The 15,707-nt window shown below is 71.3% G+C and carries 10 protein-coding genes; 6 read left to right on the top strand and 4 right to left on the bottom strand.

Annotated features, from left to right (window positions below; translation table 11 throughout):
* Position 1: 1 nt before the first annotated feature.
* The gene (locus tag AB6V29_RS10180) at positions 2-1,918 is read right to left on the bottom strand and encodes a DUF6541 family protein (protein ID WP_369358431.1); all 1,917 of its coding nucleotides are present in this window, start codon (positions 1,916-1,918) and stop codon (positions 2-4) included.
* A gap of 167 nt (positions 1,919-2,085) precedes the next feature.
* Between AB6V29_RS10180 and glf the strand changes: the two genes are divergently transcribed.
* On the top strand, positions 2,086-3,222 hold the full coding sequence (gene glf, locus AB6V29_RS10185; RefSeq protein WP_267786378.1) for a UDP-galactopyranose mutase: 1,137 nt from the start codon (positions 2,086-2,088) through the stop codon (positions 3,220-3,222).
* Positions 3,223-3,229: 7 nt separating this feature from the next.
* On the top strand, positions 3,230-5,272 hold the full coding sequence (locus AB6V29_RS10190) for an acyltransferase family protein (protein WP_369358434.1): 2,043 nt from the start codon (positions 3,230-3,232) through the stop codon (positions 5,270-5,272).
* Positions 5,273-5,316: 44 nt separating this feature from the next.
* Here the strand turns inward: AB6V29_RS10190 and AB6V29_RS10195 are convergent, their stop codons facing one another.
* The 3 genes from AB6V29_RS10195 to AB6V29_RS10205 all read right to left on the bottom strand — a co-directional run bounded on the left by AB6V29_RS10195 (position 5,317) and on the right by AB6V29_RS10205 (position 9,696).
* Positions 5,317-6,288 (bottom strand): glycosyltransferase family 2 protein, encoded by a 972-nt coding sequence (locus AB6V29_RS10195; RefSeq protein ID WP_369358435.1) that lies wholly within the window; start codon positions 6,286-6,288, stop codon positions 5,317-5,319.
* Positions 6,285-8,198 carry a glycosyltransferase gene (locus AB6V29_RS10200; RefSeq protein WP_369358438.1) on the bottom strand — a complete coding sequence of 638 codons (1,914 nt, stop codon included), beginning with the start codon at positions 8,196-8,198 and terminating at the stop codon, positions 6,285-6,287. Before AB6V29_RS10200 ends, AB6V29_RS10195 begins: the two co-directional genes overlap by 4 nt.
* A 103-nt stretch (positions 8,199-8,301) precedes the next feature.
* Complete coding sequence (locus AB6V29_RS10205; protein ID WP_369358439.1) at positions 8,302-9,696, bottom strand: O-antigen ligase family protein; 1,395 nt, start codon at positions 9,694-9,696, stop codon at positions 8,302-8,304.
* Positions 9,697-9,757: 61 nt separating this feature from the next.
* Between AB6V29_RS10205 and manA the strand changes: the two genes are divergently transcribed.
* The 4 genes from manA (at position 9,758) to AB6V29_RS10225 (ending at position 15,707) form a co-directional block, all read left to right on the top strand.
* Positions 9,758-10,912 carry a mannose-6-phosphate isomerase, class I gene (manA, locus tag AB6V29_RS10210; RefSeq protein ID WP_369358441.1) on the top strand — a complete coding sequence of 385 codons (1,155 nt, stop codon included), beginning with the start codon at positions 9,758-9,760 and terminating at the stop codon, positions 10,910-10,912.
* A 146-nt stretch (positions 10,913-11,058) separates the two neighbouring features.
* Positions 11,059-11,382 (top strand): WhiB family transcriptional regulator, encoded by a 324-nt coding sequence (locus AB6V29_RS10215; RefSeq protein ID WP_074694106.1) that lies wholly within the window; start codon positions 11,059-11,061, stop codon positions 11,380-11,382.
* A gap of 93 nt (positions 11,383-11,475) precedes the next feature.
* A complete protein-coding gene (locus tag AB6V29_RS10220) occupies positions 11,476-14,319 on the top strand; it encodes a glycosyltransferase (protein ID WP_369358443.1) in 2,844 nt (947 codons plus the stop codon).
* Positions 14,316-15,707 carry a DUF5719 family protein gene (locus AB6V29_RS10225; protein ID WP_369358445.1) on the top strand — a complete coding sequence of 464 codons (1,392 nt, stop codon included), beginning with the start codon at positions 14,316-14,318 and terminating at the stop codon, positions 15,705-15,707. The genes AB6V29_RS10220 and AB6V29_RS10225 overlap by 4 nt, the downstream gene beginning before the upstream one ends.

The following is a 15,707-nucleotide window of genomic DNA, read 5'->3' on the forward strand; positions in this document are numbered from 1 at the left end:
GTCAGCACCCCTCGATGCGGAAAAGCCGCGCGGCGGGACCCTGGGAGTCCACGAGCACGAGGCGCGTGCCGGCAGTGAGGTCCTGGATGCCGTTGTATGCCGCCGCGCCCGCCGGATCGATGACGTCCTGGGTGCCGAAGTCGAGCACGTAGTCGATGCCGAGTTCGTCGACCGCGCGGCACACGGCCGGGTCGGAGTCGATGTCGCGGAGGTGTGTGTTGAGGAAGAGCAGTTCGGGGGAGGGGTTGCCGAAGACGTGCTTCTGGGTCACCTGGCGGTCGGCGAAGGCGAGAGCAAGAGAGGCACCCGTCCGGGGGCTCCCGGCGATGAGGGCGTCGGGCGGCGTCTCGTCGTCGAGGCGTTCGAGCAGGGCCTCTTCGTCGGACGACAGGATCAGGGAGCTGTCGGTGTAGGCGTACGCCTCGTGCACCTGGCTGAGCGCGATGCGGACGTTCGGGCCGACGGCCACCGAGAACACGGCGGCGACACCGACGACGACGGCGCCGACGTGGAGCCATCCCGGCACGCGTCGACCGCGAACCCCCGCTCGGACGAGATCGACGATCGCGAGAGCGCCGAGGGTAGCGACGGGGATGGCCACCAGCGGCAGGAGCGCGGCGAGCCGGTTCGAGTCGTTGTACCAGGGGTTGGTGAGCAGCTGACGAAGGGGGCTGTCGATGCGCAGCCCCGAGGCCACGGCGAAGAGCGTCACCGCTACGGCGAAGGGAGCCAGCACCGTCAGCAGGCGCGGGCGACGGGCGACGGCGACGAAACCGGCGATCAGCAGCAGGGATGCGACCACGGTCGGGGTGAACCCGCGGGGCGCGGCGAACAGACCCTCGCCGAGCGACTGCGACAGCTGCTGCCACGGGGCCCAGCCCGAGTGCTCGGCCCCCGTGCGGAAGACCGCGACGGTGCCCGCCATCGCCACGGCGAAAGCGACGACCGAGATCAACAGCCCGAGAAGAGCTCCGCGGGTGCGGTCGGTGATCGCGCGCACCGCGAAGGTGGTGACCACGACGGCGGCGGCGAAGAACAACAGACTCAGGAACGCGTTGGGGTGGCCGAGGAAGGTCCCGCCGGCCAGCAGGGCGACGAGGAGAGCCGAGCGCACCAGGGCGGGCGCGCCGCGCTCTGGCAGCATCGTCACGATGACCGCGAGGGCCGCGGGGAGCATCGCATAGCCGACGAGGTTGGGGTACAGCACGCCCCAGTTGAAGAACAGGGCGGGGAAAGCCCCGAACCCCGTCGACAGCGCGGCGGAGACGACATAGGCGGTGCGCCGCTGGGCGAAGAATGCTCCGGCGAGAGCCATGACCGAGGCGGGCCAGAGGATCGACACGATCGCCAGGTTCGACCCGTTCACCGCGACGGGGACGCTCGCGCCCGTCAACTCGGCGCCGAGGGTGGTGAGGGCGTGCCAGGCGTTCGGATAGAAGCCGATGTCGGAGGTCGACCCGATCTGGAACGGCGAAGCACTGCCATTTCGCAGGCCGAGGGCGATCGCGTTCAGGTGGACGATGTTGTCGAAGCGCTGCGCGATGTTGCCGGGAGCGCCGAACGCGCGAGCGAACATGACGGCGCTGACGAGGGCCGTCGCCGCCAGCGACAGCAGCGCGACCAGGCCGGTCCGGCGTGCGGCGGGAGCGGCGTCGACCCCGGCGAAGCGGCGGAGGGCGAGCGCGATGCCGACGACCAGGAGCGTGACCAGGGCGAGGGGGATCAGGTTCCACCGCAGACCCACGAGGGGAGCGACGGATGCCGCGGCGGCGGCGATCGTGACCGAGATGGCCGGGGCGAGGAGCAGGCGCTGAGGGCTCCGCCAGCCCCAGCCTGCGACGACCACGGCGGCGCCGGGGATGATCAGGACGGCAGCGACCGCGACGTACGCCGGAATCGCGCTGATCCAGTCACCCATGCAATTCCGTCTCCGTCCGCGGCCGTTTCGACACGCCATCGTATCGGACGGTCTCTGCGGGGCCGCTGAGCGCGGCCGCGGGGGCTCGGATGCGCCCCGGGTAGTATCGAGCGGACGTCTCCCGCGGGGTCGTGCCCCCACCCTCGACACGAAAGACGCAGCATTTCATGGACCTCCTCATCGTCGGTTCCGGCTTCTTCGGCCTCACCATCGCCGAGCGTGCCGCCGCCGCGGGCCGCAAGGTCACGGTCATCGACCGCCGTCACCACATCGGCGGCAACGCCTACTCGGCGGACGAACCCGAGACGGGTATCGAGGTGCACCAGTACGGTGCTCACCTCTTCCACACCTCCAACCCGACGGTGTGGGAGTACGTCAACCGCTTCACGCAGTTCACGAACTACGTGCACCGCGTGTACACGACCCACAAGAATGTGGTCTTCCCCCTGCCGATCAACCTCGGCACCATCAACCAGTTCTTCCAAGCCGCGTACACCCCCGACCAGGCACGCGCGCTCGTGCACGAGCTCGCCGGGGAGTTCGATGCGAAGGATGCCGCGAACCTCGAGGAACGCGGGATCGCCCTGATCGGTCGGCCCCTGTACGAGGCGTTCATCCGCGACTACACCGCGAAGCAGTGGCAGACCGATCCGAAGGACCTGCCCGCCGAGGTCATCTCGCGCCTGCCCGTTCGCTACACCTACGACAACCGCTACTTCAACGACACGTGGGAGGGTCTGCCCGTCGACGGCTACACCGCGTGGCTGGAGCGCATGGCGGACCACCCGAACATCGACGTCAAGCTCTCCACCGACTACTTCGACGAGTCGCAGCCGCTGAACAAGAAGGCGACCGTCGGCCAGGTGCCCGTGGTCTACACCGGGCCCGTGGACCGCTACTTCGACTACGCCGAGGGCGAGCTGTCGTGGCGCACGCTCGACTTCGAGCAGGAGGTGCTGCCGATCGGCGACTTCCAGGGCACCAGCGTGATGAACTACGCCGACGCCGACGTGCCGTACACGCGCATCCACGAGTTCAAGCACTTCCACCCCGAGCGCGCCGACCGGTACCCGACCGACAAGACGGTCGTCGTGCGCGAGTACTCGCGCTTCGCCACGCGCGCCGACGAGCCGTACTACCCGGTCAACACCGCCGACGATCGCGCGGGCCTGCTGGCCTACCGCGAGCTGACCAAGGGCGAGCGCGACGTGCACTTCGGTGGGCGTCTGGGCACCTACCAGTACCTCGACATGCACATGGCCATCGGTTCCGCCCTGTCGATGTGGAACAACCAGCTCGCGTGATGTCCTCGTGCATCTGACCCTCGGGTCGCCCACCCGCCCCGTGCCCGCACAGCGGGAGACCGAGGGGCGTTGGGCGTACCGTCGCGACATCGACGGGTTGCGCGCCGTCGCCATCCTGCTGGTCGTGTCGTACCACGTGTGGTTCGGCCGGGTCTCGGGTGGCGTCGACGTCTTCCTGATGCTCTCGGCGTTCTTCCTCACCCGCGGGTTCGTGCGCCGGATGGCGGGCCCCGCCCCGGTGCGTCCGATCCGACACCTGCTCGGCGTGTTCCGGCGGTTGCTGCCGGCCGCGGCCGTGACCCTGGTCGGCATCCTGGCGGTGGTCTGGACGCTCTACCCCGAGACCATGCACCGCTCCATCGCCGAGCAGGCGTGGGCCTGCCTCGGCTACGTGCAGAACTGGTTCCTGGCCGCCGACGCGGTGGACTACTACGCGCGCACCGATGTGCCGAGCCCGCTGCAGCACTTCTGGTCGATGTCGGTGCAGGGGCAGGCCTTCGTGTCGTGGGTGATCCTGCTCTGGGCGTGCCAGATCGTGGTCCGGCGTCGCGGATGGTCTCCCGATCGCGTGGTGGGGGTGGTCTTCGGCGCCGTCTTCGCGATCTCGTTCGTCTACTCGGTCGTGCGCACCGCGTCGGCGCAGCAGCTCGCCTACTTCGACACCGGGGCGCGACTGTGGGAGTTCGCCGCGGGATCCCTGCTGGTCATCGCGTTGCCCCGTGTGAGGTTCGCCGCGATCGCCCGCACCTTGATCGGGTGGGCGGGCCTCGTCGGACTCCTCGTGCTGGGTGCCGTACTCGACGTCCAGGGCGGTTTTCCCGGGTTCCTGGCACTGTGGCCGGTGCTGTGCGCTGCGGCCATCGTCGTGTCGGGATCAGGCGAGACCGGGCGGTTCTCGCTCGCGCGTGTGCTGTCGTCGCGCCCGCTCCAGGCCGTGGGGCGCGATGCCTATGCGCTGTATCTCGTGCACTGGCCGATTCTGGTGACCTTCCTCGTCGTGAACGGCCGCACCGAGGTGGGCTTGGTGGGCGGCGCGGGGATCATCGTGCTGTCGCTGCTGCTCGCGCGGCTGTTGACCTGGGCCGTCGACCGTCCCGTGCGTGCCTGGCGGAGGACCGACACTTCCGCTCTGGTACCGGTGGTGGTCCTCGCGGTCGCCGTCGCCGTCGTGGCCGTTCCCGTCGGAGCCTGGCAGGCGTCGGCCTGGGTGCAGGAGCGCGCGATCGAGGCTCGGGCGCTGCAGGCCAATCCCGGGGCCGCCGTGCTGCGCGATCCTTCGTTGTCGAAACCTCCGGCCGACGCCCCGCTGCTGCCGCTTCCGACCCTGATCGACGACGAGTGGGTCCACCTGGACCGCGAGTGCTCGGGGGAGTGGGCGAACGACGTCGAGATGCTGCGCGGGACCTGCTCCGAGACCACCGGCACCCCGCGGGCCCGCCACACCATCGCCGTGATCGGCGACTCGCACGCGCAGCAGGTCACGAGCGCCCTGCTTCCGGTGGCCGCGGCCAACGGGTGGGGCGTGGTCTTCCTCATCAAGGGGGGCTGCTCGATGGGTCTCGACGAGCCGGGCATGGACGAGCGCTGCGACGGGTGGCGCGAGGCGGCCATCGAGCTCGTCGAACGAGTGCGACCCCATGCGGCGTTGACCGTCGTGACGCGCTCGGATGCCGGAGAGGACGACGAGCGTCTGCGCCCGGGAATCGAACGCTTCCTCGACCGGATGGACGGCGCGGGGGTGCCGGTGCTGGGCGTCCGCGACAACCCGCGTTTCGCCTTCAACATGTACGACTGCGTGGTCGGGTCCGACGATCCGCTCGACTGCGCGGTTCCGCGGTCGGCGTCGCTCGCCGATCGGAACCCCGCCGACGACCTCGACCGCCCGGGTCTGCACCTCGTCGACCTCACGCCGTGGATCTGCCCCGACGACCTCTGCGTCGGCGAGATCGGGAACGTCGCGGTCTATCGCGACGACAACCACCTCAGCCGCCTCTATGCGCGAACGCTCAGTCCGTCCCTGGCCGAGCAGCTTCCGGCCACGATCGGCTGAGCCGTGGATGCACAGGCGTCCCGCGTCGCGTCAGCGCGGACGAGTCAGCCGACGGGTTGCGACTGCTCGAGCGGCGGCATCGGCTTCCAGGAGGAGTCGCGCAGGATGCGTCGGCCGTCGCGGAGCCCGCGGAACAGGTGGCTCGTGCCGGTGATCTTGCGTTCGACCACGACGAGGCGGATGAGTTCCTTCACGAAGGTGAGCGTCGTCCCGAGCGTGAAGGGCAGGGCGCGGTAGACGCCGAGCGCGCGGTAGTACTTCTGCAGGTAGGCGCGATTGCGCATGATGTAGTACCGGTACGCGTCGCTCGACGCGTTCATGTGCCGGATACCCATGTCCCACTGCTTGATCTCGCGGGTGCGACGCAGCACGAACTCGTTGACGATCACCGAGGGCGTCTGGCGCGAGGCCAGCCAGCCGTACAACTGGTCGTCCCAGTAGATGAAGAAGCGGGGATCGGGCAGACCGATCTTCGCCACGATGTCGCGGTGGATGAACATGCCCTCGAAGCAGCCCGAATTCATCGGCTTGAACCCGGAGTCGTCGAAGGCGGCGGGGGCGAAGGGGATCGGGATCGCCATCGACTCGGCCACGCGATACTGCCAGTAGAACTCGCTGCCGTCGTAGTCGTAGCGCCGGCCCTGGATGCTGCGGAAGCGCGGCGTCCAGTGCCCCATGCGAGCGAGCCCGTCGGTGACCACCTCGACGTCGTCGTCCATGAGCCAGATCCATTCGGATCCGAGCTCGTAGGCCGTGCGCATCCCCTCGCTGAACCCGCCCGAGCCGCCGGTGTTGGTCTCGAGCCGCCGGTAGACCAGCTCGGTGGGCAGGCGATCGCGGAACGACTCGACCACCGCGGTGGTGTCGTCCGTCGAGGCGTTGTCGATGACGACGAGGTGACCGGGCGCCGGGTCCATGCGCTCGATGCTCTCGAGGAGCCGCGTCAGCAGGTGCGTGCGGTTGTAGGTGACGACGACGATGGTCGCGGTCTTCGGGTCGAACGGGGCCGTGGTCACGGACGCTCCTCGAAGGTCGCGCGCCAATTGGCCTCGGAGACGAGGTCGGGCAGGGCGCTGCGGTACTGACGGGACAGGCGGGGCCACTCGCGCTGGAGGCGGCGGTGCAGCTTCCAACTGTCGACGAGCATCCGACGGAACAGGGCGCGATCGCGCGTGTAGATGTTCTTGCCGGAGCCGTCTGCGGCGCTCACGAGGGCGCTGTCGTAGAGCGGGACGCGCCACCAGTGCGCGTCGCCCTTGCCGAACTCCACCTCGGGCTGGCTGACGTTCTCGGGCTTGGGGGTGTGGAACCAGTGCGAAACGAGCGTGCGCGCGGTGAAGGTGCGCAGGTCCAGACCCGTCGGGCTGTCGAACTCGTGCTTCTTCAGGCGCTTGAACACCTGGCGTCCCCGGCGCGAGCGCAGGGGCACGCCGGAATCCTTGTGCACGACGGTCTCGGGGTGCTTCTTCGCGACCGTGCGGGCGTCGGGCATGGCCGTGGCGAGATTCGCGCGCATGTGGTCAGGGCCGGAGAGCACGTCGCGCAGGGCGCGGTGACGCAGCTCGACCGGGTAGTACTGCATCATCATGAGGTGCTTGAGGTCGACGCGTCGACTGTGCCGGATGAGGGTCCCGCCCTGCGGTGAGCGCGAGTGCAGGAGCGCGGCGACGATGCGGTTGCGGGCGTGGAAGTACGCCTGCCAGTCGATCGAGTCGTCCTTGCCCAGCCACGAGACGTGCCAGAGCGCGACACCGGGCATGGAGACCGTGGGGTAGCCGGCATCCCGAGCCCGAACGCAGAACTCGGCGTCGTCCCACTTGATGAAGGCGGGCAGCGACAGGCCGATCTCGCGCAGGATGCTGGTGGGGATGAGGCACATCCACCAGCCGTTGTAGTCGGCGTCGAGGCGCATGTGCAGCAGGGGGCTCTGGCGCAGGTTGGCGACGCTGAAGTCGTGGGGGAGGCGCTCCTGGAACAGGGCGCGCCACATGAAGGGGGCGTCGTCGACGACCTCTGCCCAGGCGTGGAGCTTGGGACGGTCGAGCAGGTCGAACATGTGGGCCCCGACGATCGTCGGCACCGAGGCGTACCGACCGAACACCACCGAGCGGCGGATCGACTCCGGCTCGATGCGCACGTCGTCGTCGAGCAGCTGCACGAAATCGCTGCCCTCTCGGGCGAGGGTCTCGACCATGGCGCGGGCGAAGCCGCCGGAGCCGCCGAGATTGGGCTGGCGCAGCACCTGGAGGGTGTCGCCGAGGCGCTCGGCGACCGCCGGGTAGCCGTCTTGCGCTTCGACCAGGTCGGTGCCCTGGTCGATGATGAACACCCGGTCGACGACGTCGAGGACATCGGGGGAGTCGGCGAGGGCGTTGAGCGTCTCGACGCAGTAGTCGGGCTTGTTGTAGGTCGTGACGCCGATGCTCGCCTTGCCGCCGCGGACGGGCTCCTGCTCGGTGGTCCACTCGGCGCCCTCGAACATCGCGTCCGCGCGGTCGGCGGCGACGTCGAACCAGATCCAGCCGCCGTCGCTGTACTGATCCAGCACGAGGTTGAACGAGGTCGCGACGGCGTCGCCGCGCACCTCGCGGGTCTCGATGCGCTGCTTCGTGCCGCCGCCGTTCGAGCGGTACACGAGCACCGTGGCATCCCCCGAGGTGCGCACCGTCAGGCGTACCTGGCGCACGGCCGTCCAGTGCTGCCAATACGAGGCGGGGAAGGCGTTGAAGTAGGTGCCGAACGAGACGCGTCGGCCGGCGACGATGCGGGCGCGGTGGCGGTCGAGGATGTTGCTGAGCTGGGCGACGTTGGTGACCCGCACCGGCTCCTCGTCGATGGTCGACCACGTCTCGGGGTCGACGTACAACGGGAGGAGGTCGGGGTCGCGGTCGAGCGGCAGCACGGCGTTCTGCAGGGTGTACGTCACGAAGAGATCTTTCGGTCGAGGAGCCGCGGCCGCGGACGGCCAGCGGGCAGTCTACCGGGCACGCGTCCCGTCACCCTGAGCGTTCGACGCCCCCGCGCGCGGCTCAGGGCGTCGGCCGTTGCAGCTCGCCGCGCTCGATCGAGATGCTCTGCTCGCTGGGCCCGACGCCCACGAGCGGGGTCTGCTTGATCTTCGCGCCGAAGAGGATCACGAACATCCAGCCCCACAGCAGCAGGGGGCCGGAGTCGGTGAGCCCCTGCACGACGAGCAGCGCACCGACGAGGGTCGGCAACAGGGTGAGGGGGGAGTGCGGTCGATCGTCCCGCAGATCCCAGCGCGGCCGGTCGACCGCGAAGAACCACGAGCGCCACAGGTACGCGAGGTACACGAGCGCCAGCAGCGCCACCCCCACGGCGCCGAGCTGCAGGTAGGTGTCGAGCCACATGCCGTGCGCCTGGGTGACCGGCTGCCCGCGGTCGACGATCCACCCGCCGAGGAGCGGTTCCGAGGTGACCCACGGCGTGGAGAAACCCCACCCGATGAGCGGATGCCGATCCGCCCGGGCCAGCACGTCGGCCCAGATCCCCTCGCGGCCGATGAGGTCGGCACCGCGGCCCAGCACGCCGAAGATCGTGTCGCGCCCGAACCACAGCGTCGCGCCGCCGCCGAGGCCGATCGCCGCGTACAGGAGGTACCAGCGCGTGCGCTCGCCGGGGCGGCGCGCGGTGCGCATGACCAGCACCGTGCCGAGCACGAGCGCGACGAAGGCCGCGGCGATGACCCCCGTGATCGACTGCGCGCGTACGAAGAGGAAGCCGGCGACGACGATCCACACCACCAGCAGTGCGCGGCGCGGCGCACCGACGGCCAGTCGCACGCCGAAGACGATGACCGCGACGAGCATCACCGCGGCCAGCAGGTCGGCGTCGCCGAAGATGCCCTGGATCCGGCCGCCCGTGAGCAGGGCGCCGCGAGACCAGGGGGCGACCACGGGCTCGGTCGCAACGACGAACCCCGGCAGCAGTGGACCCCGCACGATCACCGACACCGCGAGCTCGAACAGCGCCGAGAGCCCGACGACCCACTTCGCCGCCGACGCGATCGCGCGCACGACGTCTCTCCAGGTGAGCACAGCCCCCACGAACAGCGCGTGGAGAGTCGTGACCCACAACAGAAGCAGTGTCAGCACGGATGCCGCGGGCCAGGCGCTCCACAGCACCGACGCCGTCGACCAGACCAGGTAGCCCGCCGCGATCCACGGCAGACGCCGGACGGCGTGGGGCGGGCGCACGACGACCCAGACGACGACGGACACGACGGCGGTCGCCGCGACGACGACGGCGGTGGCGACCGGGCCCACGGCGTTCACGAGACCCACGCCGCCCAGGGCGAGGACGAGGAGGAACACGCACCATGCCCGCAGCAACAGATGCCCCGTCGTCTCGCGCGCGGGCGCCGACGGCAGCGCCGACACCGGGTGACTCGTGTGCATCGCCATGGTGTGTTCAGGGTAGCGGTCGGCATCCGTCGTCGTCGGGTGGGCGCATTATGCTGACGCCGTGCTGATCGCCATCTCGAACACCCCCCGCGACTACGCCTGGGGCAGCCCGACCCTCATCGCCGACCTCGAGGGCCGCGAGCCCACCGGGGCGCCCGAGGCCGAGGTGTGGTTCGGCGACCACCCGGGCTCACCGGCCGAGGTGCACGACGGCTCGGGTCGCACGCTCGACGCGTGGCTGCCCGCCGCCGCGTCCGAGCGGGGCGTCCCCGGGAAGCTGCCCTACCTGCTGAAGCTGCTCGCGGCCGGCGCGCCGCTGTCGATCCAGGTGCACCCGTCGAAAGAGCAGGCGGCCCGGGGTTTCGCTCGCGAAGAGGAGGCCGGCGTCCCGCGCGACGCGGGCGAGCGCAACTACAAGGACGACAACCACAAGCCCGAGGTGATCGTCGCCCTCAGCGACACCTTCACCGCCCTGGCGGGGCTGCGCGATCTGGAGCGCACGCGTTCGCTCGTGGATGCCCTCGGCGACGCTCCCGCGGTGCGGGCCTTGCGCGCCCACCTCGCGGGTGACGACGCTCTGCGCTCGGCGATCGGCTGGCTGCTCGGGGGAGCCGAGCGAGCCGAGATCGAAGAGATCGTGGATGCCGCGGCCTCTGCCGAGGCGCCCGGTTTCGCCGCCGAACTGGCCCTGACGCGGTCGCTGCACTCCGCCTACCCCGCCGACCCCGGCATCGTGGTCGCCCTGTTGATGAATCTCGTCGAGCTGCGACGCGGCGAAGCGATCTTCGTGCCGGCCGGCGTGCTGCACGCCTACGTCGCCGGTCTCGGCGTCGAGATCATGGCCGCAAGTGACAACGTGCTGCGCGGGGGGCTGACCCCCAAGCACATCGATGTCGAGGAACTGCTCGGTCTCGTCGACTTCCGTCCGGCCGAGCCTCCGTTGCTCCGTCCGACCGCGTCGGGGAAGGGCGCCGAGATCTTCGCGCCGGGGATCGCCGACTTCGCACTCGGTCACCTCGAGGCGGGCGGTGCGGGCAGCCTGGAGCTGCGTGGCATCGCAATCGCGCTCGGCGTGGCGGGCGAGACCGTGCTCACCGGAGCCTCGGGAGAGAACATCACCGTGCGTCCCGGCGAGGCCGCGCTCATCACCCCCGACGAGTCTCCTCTCGCATCGGACGGCGGCGGCGAGGTCTTCGTGGCCATGCCGGGCGCCTGACGTCCGCGACACGCCGGGGCTGTCCGTGAAGGTTCATCTCGCCCTTGAGGGTTTACGATCCGCGACTTGACTCAGCGGAATGACACGGGTGTAATTATGACTGCGCGGAATCGCGTCATGGGGGCGTGAGCGAGGCGGAGGACGATATGGCGACATCGCAGTACCGGTCCGGTGTCCCGGAGAACTGGTTCGTCGACCCGGTGGACCTCGGTGTCCCCGGAGTCCGTCGCGACATCGACTCCACCGAAGAGAACACCCTCGCCTGGCAGACCGATGCTCTCTGCTCGCAGACCGACCCCGAGGCTTTCTTCCCCGAAAAGGGCGGTTCGACGCGCGACGCCAAGCGCATCTGCACCTCCTGCGACGTGAAATCCGAATGCCTCGAGTACGCGCTCCAGAACGACGAGCGCTTCGGTATCTGGGGTGGCCTCAGCGAGCGCGAGCGCCGCAAGCTCAAGCGGCGCGCCTGACCCCGTCTTCCGCGGTCCACTCCCTGAGTGATCCGGCAGCCGACGGCGCGGCGTTCGTGATCGCGGGAGCGCGCACCTAGGCTGATCCGCGTCATGCCCGACCGTGTTCACGCCATCCTCGTCGTGCGTCCCGAAGGACGCACTCCTGCAGCGAACCATCTGGAGCGCACTCTGGCGGCTCTCGCCGCGCAGACCCGCCCCGTCGACGCGCTCACCATCGTCTTGTGCGGCGCCGACGCCGCACTGCGCGATCTCGCCGCATCCTCCGGCGCGGAGGGCGTCATCACGGCCCCGGCCGGCACGTCGTTCGCCGCGGCCACGGCGCTTGCCACGCCCCGCCTGACCGGCGACGCCGTCTGGCTGCTCGCGCAGGACACCGCTCCCGACCCCGACGCGCTCGTACGTCTCGCGGGCGCCCTCGAACTCTCCCCACCCCTCGTGGTCGCGGCCCCCAAGCTCGTGGCGTGGGACGACCGCGACGCGATCCTCTCCCTGGGCGTGAGCATGAACCGCTACGGCGGCACCGTCGAACTCGCCGCCGGCGAGCTCGACCAGGGACAACGCGACGGGGATGCCGACGTGCTCGGCGCCGACGTGCGGGGGTTGCTCGTGCGGCGAGACGCCTGGACGGTGCTCGGCGGTCTCGACCCCGCCCTCGGCGGTGCCGACGAGGGACTCGATCTCGGCGTGCGCGCCCGCCTCGCCGGTCATCTCGTCTCGCTCGTGCCCTCCGCCCGCGTCGCCGTCGCCGGAGACGGGGTGGCCGCCATGGCCCGCGGTCGACGTCGCGCTCGCCGCCGCGCCTTCGCGACGCGCACGGCCCAGCTTCACCGCCGACTCGTCTACGCCCCCGCCCCCGCGGTCGCCCTGCACTGGCTCTCGCTGCTGCCGCTCGCCCTGTGGCGCACGATCCTGCACCTGGTGACGAAAGTCCCCTACCGAGTCCTGCCCGAGTGGGGGGCGACGCTGCTCGTCATGGTCCGGCCCGCCGCCGTCGCCCGCGCCCGGGGCCGCATCCGCTCTTCGCGGAAGGTGGGGTGGTCGCGGCTCGCGCCCCTGCGCGTCACGCGCGCCGAGATGCGCCTGCGATGGGAGAGCGATGTCGCCGACCCCGATGCCCCGGTGCGCTCGGAACTGCGCTTCTTCGTCGGCGGGGGTGCCTGGGCGGTTCTCGGTGCCCTCGCGGTCTCGGCCGCCCTGTTCGCCCCGCTGCTCGCGTGGCCCGTCCTGGGTGGGGGCGCTCTGGCGCCGCTGCGACAGAACGTCGCCCAGCTCTGGCAGGACGCCGCCTGGGGGGCGCGCCCCCTCGGGCTCGATGCCGTCGGGCCGGCGGATCCGTTCTCGGCCCTCGTCGCGGTCATCGGCTCGCTCTCGCCGGGGGAGCCGTCGCGCGCCTTCGTCGTGCTGTGGGTGCTCGCCCTGCCCCTCGCCGTCCTCGGCGGGTGGTTCGCGGCGACCCGCGTGACGGAGTCGTCGATGCTGCGCATCGTCGCCGGGTTCGCCTGGGCCCTGGCCCCGACCTTCCTCGCCGCTCTCGTCGAGGGCCGGCCGGCCGGCGTGCTCGTGCACCTGCTGCTGCCCTGGCTCTTCTACGCCGCGAGCGTCGCCCACCGGTCGTGGGCCCCGGCGGGAGCGGCATCCCTCCTGCTCGTCGCCGTCCTCGCGTCGGCGCCCTCGCTGGCTCCGGCTGTCGTGGTGCTGTGGTCGGCGGCGCTCGTGGTCGTCGCCCTCGTGGCCGGTCGCGGCATCGCTCGGGTCGTCTGGTTGCTCGTCCCCTCGATCGTCGTGTTCGCCCCGCTCGTGTGGACGCAAATGCGCGCGGGCAACCCCTGGGGCCTGCTCGCCGACCCCGGCATCGCCTATGCGGGGGCCGAGGCCTCCGCCACGCCGCTCGGTCGCGCACTGCTCGCGGCGGGCTTCCCCACCTCCGACCCGGGCGGGTGGGCGAGCCTGACCGGGGGACCGGTGTGGTGGGTCGGCCTGCTCGTCGCGCCCCTCGCCGCTCTGGCCGTTCTCGCGGTCCTCACCCCGCGGTGGATCACGGCATCCGCCCTCATCGTCCTCACCGTGGTGGGGCTCGCCACCGCTTTCGCCGCCGTCGGCATCGCCGTGTCGTTCGATCACTCGGTCGCCGTGCCCCTGTGGCCGGGGGCGGGCTTGAGCCTCGCGTGGATCGGTCTGGTCGGTGCGGCCGTCATCACCCTCGATGCCGGGATCCCCGCTCGCGTGCGCGTCCTCCGACCGGTCGGTGCCCTGCTCGCGCTCGCGGCCCTCACCGTCTCGGTCGCCCCCGCTCTCACCGCCCAGACGGCCGGGACCGACAGCGGGCGCTCGGTGCTCACGAACGGGCCCGTCTCGACCCTCCCGGCGTTCGTCGCCGCCGAGGGGCGCGGGTCGCTCGACATCGGCACGATCGTGCTCGACCCCCGTTCCGACGGTCTGCGTGTGCAGGTCGTGTGGGGCGGCAGCGCCACCCTCTCGGGTCAGAGCACCGTCGAGGCCACGCGCACGACGGTTGACGACCAGGACCTCGAGCTCGCCGCCCTGGCGGCGGATCTCGTGACCCCCTCGGCCGACGACGTCGTCTCGCGCCTCGCGGAGCGCGGCATCTCGTTCGTGCTGCTCGAATCGGCTCCGGCCGGCGAGGACGACGTGATCCGCGGAACGCGACTGGGAGCGGCCACCTCTCTCGACCAGCGCGACCTGCTCGACCCGGTGGGAGCGACCGCACGCGGCGACCTCTGGCGCGTGAACACCGCCGTCACCCCGCGCCCGCCGCTCGACGAGCACCGCCTCACCCTGCAGCGTCTGGTGGCCTTCGGCTCCCTCGCCGTCGTCCTGATCGCCCTCCTGCTCGCCGTGCCGACCGCAGCGTCCCGACGGGTCGCACGCCGCACGCCCCGCATCGTGGGCCCGAACCCGGGAGGAGCCCGATGAGCGAGCGTCGTCTGCTCCGTGTCGCCGCCACGAGCGCCCGCGTCATCGCCGGTGCGGCCGTGGCCACCGCCGCCGTCATCGGCACGGTCGTGGGAATCGCGGCCCCCTGGCCGCAGTACTCCGCAACGCCGGTGCGTGTGCAGGCCACCCCGACCCCCGGAGACACTCTCCTCGCGTGCGACGGTCCTCTGCTGGCCCTCGGGCGCAGCGCCGACTCCGCGGGCTCCCTGAGTGCGGCGGCCGCCCAGCAGGTCGTCAGCGGCCCCGCCGACGCGGACGCGACCACGACAGCCCTGAACGGGGCGACGGCCGACTCCTCCGGCGACGCCGAGGCCCTGCGTGCCGCGCCCCGCGATCGCCTTCAGACGCCGCTGGCCGCCGCCGGGTCCGCCACGGCCGCCGCGAGCGACCTGATCGGGTTCGCGGCATCCGCCTGCCGACCCCCTCTCGCGGAGTCGTGGCTGGTCGGGGGTGCCTCCACCACGGGGGCGAACGACCTCGTCGTGCTGGCGAACCCCGGCGACGTCCCCGCGACCGTCCAGCTGTCGGTCTACGGGGCGCAGGGCGTGTCGAGCCCGCCGAGCGGTCAGAATCTCGTGGTTCCCGCGGGCGGACGCCGCGTGGTCCCTCTCGCGGGACTCCTCCTCGGCGAGGAGAGTCCGGTCGTGCGCGTCGTCTCGTCGGGTGCACCGGTTCACGCCTCGCTCCAGGCCACGCTGACGCGCCTGCTCCTTCCCGGCGGCGCCGACCAGGTCGCGCCGCTCGCTCAGGCGGACGCGCATCTGGTCATGCCGGGGGTGCAGGTGCTCGCCACCGACGCCAGCCAGGCGGGCACGGTGCTGCGTCTGCTGTCGCCGGGATCCGACGCCACCGCGACGGTGACAGTGGTGCCGAACGACCCCGCGGTCAGCGCACCCGCGCCCACCGACGTCCCCCTCACGTCGGGCCTTCCGACCTCGCTGAACCTGTCGGGGCTCGCCGCCGGTTCCTACACGGTGGACGTGACGGCCACGGCTCCCATCGTGGGCGCCACCTGGTCGACGACCGGCTTCGGCGAGGGAGCGGACTTCGCCTGGTACGTCCCCGCTCCCGAGATCTCGGCCCCCAGCACGATCGCGGTCGCCGCGGGCGTGGGCGCGAACCTGGTGATCGCCGGCGCCTCGAGCGACACGACCGTCACGCTCACCCCCGCAGGCGCAGGCGCGCCCGTCACCACGACCGTCGCCGCCGGAGCCAGCGTGGCCGTGCCGGTCGCCACGGGCGTCTACCGGCTCGAGGCCGATTCTCCCGTGCGCGCGGCGGTGTCGTACGCCGGGGCGGGAGCGCTGGCCTCGTACCCGCTGTGGCCGGCGGATGCCGCGGCTTCGGCGCTCACGATCCTGCCCTAG

Source organism: Microbacterium sp. 20-116 (assembly GCF_041079415.1).
Taxonomy (GTDB): Bacteria; Actinomycetota; Actinomycetes; order Actinomycetales; family Microbacteriaceae; genus Microbacterium.

Excerpts from the sequence above, each read along its gene's own strand:
- AB6V29_RS10180 (WP_369358431.1), bottom strand. The coding sequence starts at position 1,918 with ATGGGTGACTGGATCAGCGCGATTCCGGCGTACGTCGCGGTCGCTGCC.
- glf (WP_267786378.1), top strand. The coding sequence starts at position 2,086 with ATGGACCTCCTCATCGTCGGTTCCGGCTTCTTCGGCCTCACCATCGCC.
- AB6V29_RS10205 (WP_369358439.1), bottom strand. The coding sequence starts at position 9,696 with ATGGCGATGCACACGAGTCACCCGGTGTCGGCGCTGCCGTCGGCGCCC.
- AB6V29_RS10215 (WP_074694106.1), top strand. The coding sequence starts at position 11,059 with ATGGCGACATCGCAGTACCGGTCCGGTGTCCCGGAGAACTGGTTCGTC.
- AB6V29_RS10220 (WP_369358443.1), top strand. The coding sequence starts at position 11,476 with ATGCCCGACCGTGTTCACGCCATCCTCGTCGTGCGTCCCGAAGGACGC.
- AB6V29_RS10225 (WP_369358445.1), top strand. The coding sequence starts at position 14,316 with ATGAGCGAGCGTCGTCTGCTCCGTGTCGCCGCCACGAGCGCCCGCGTC.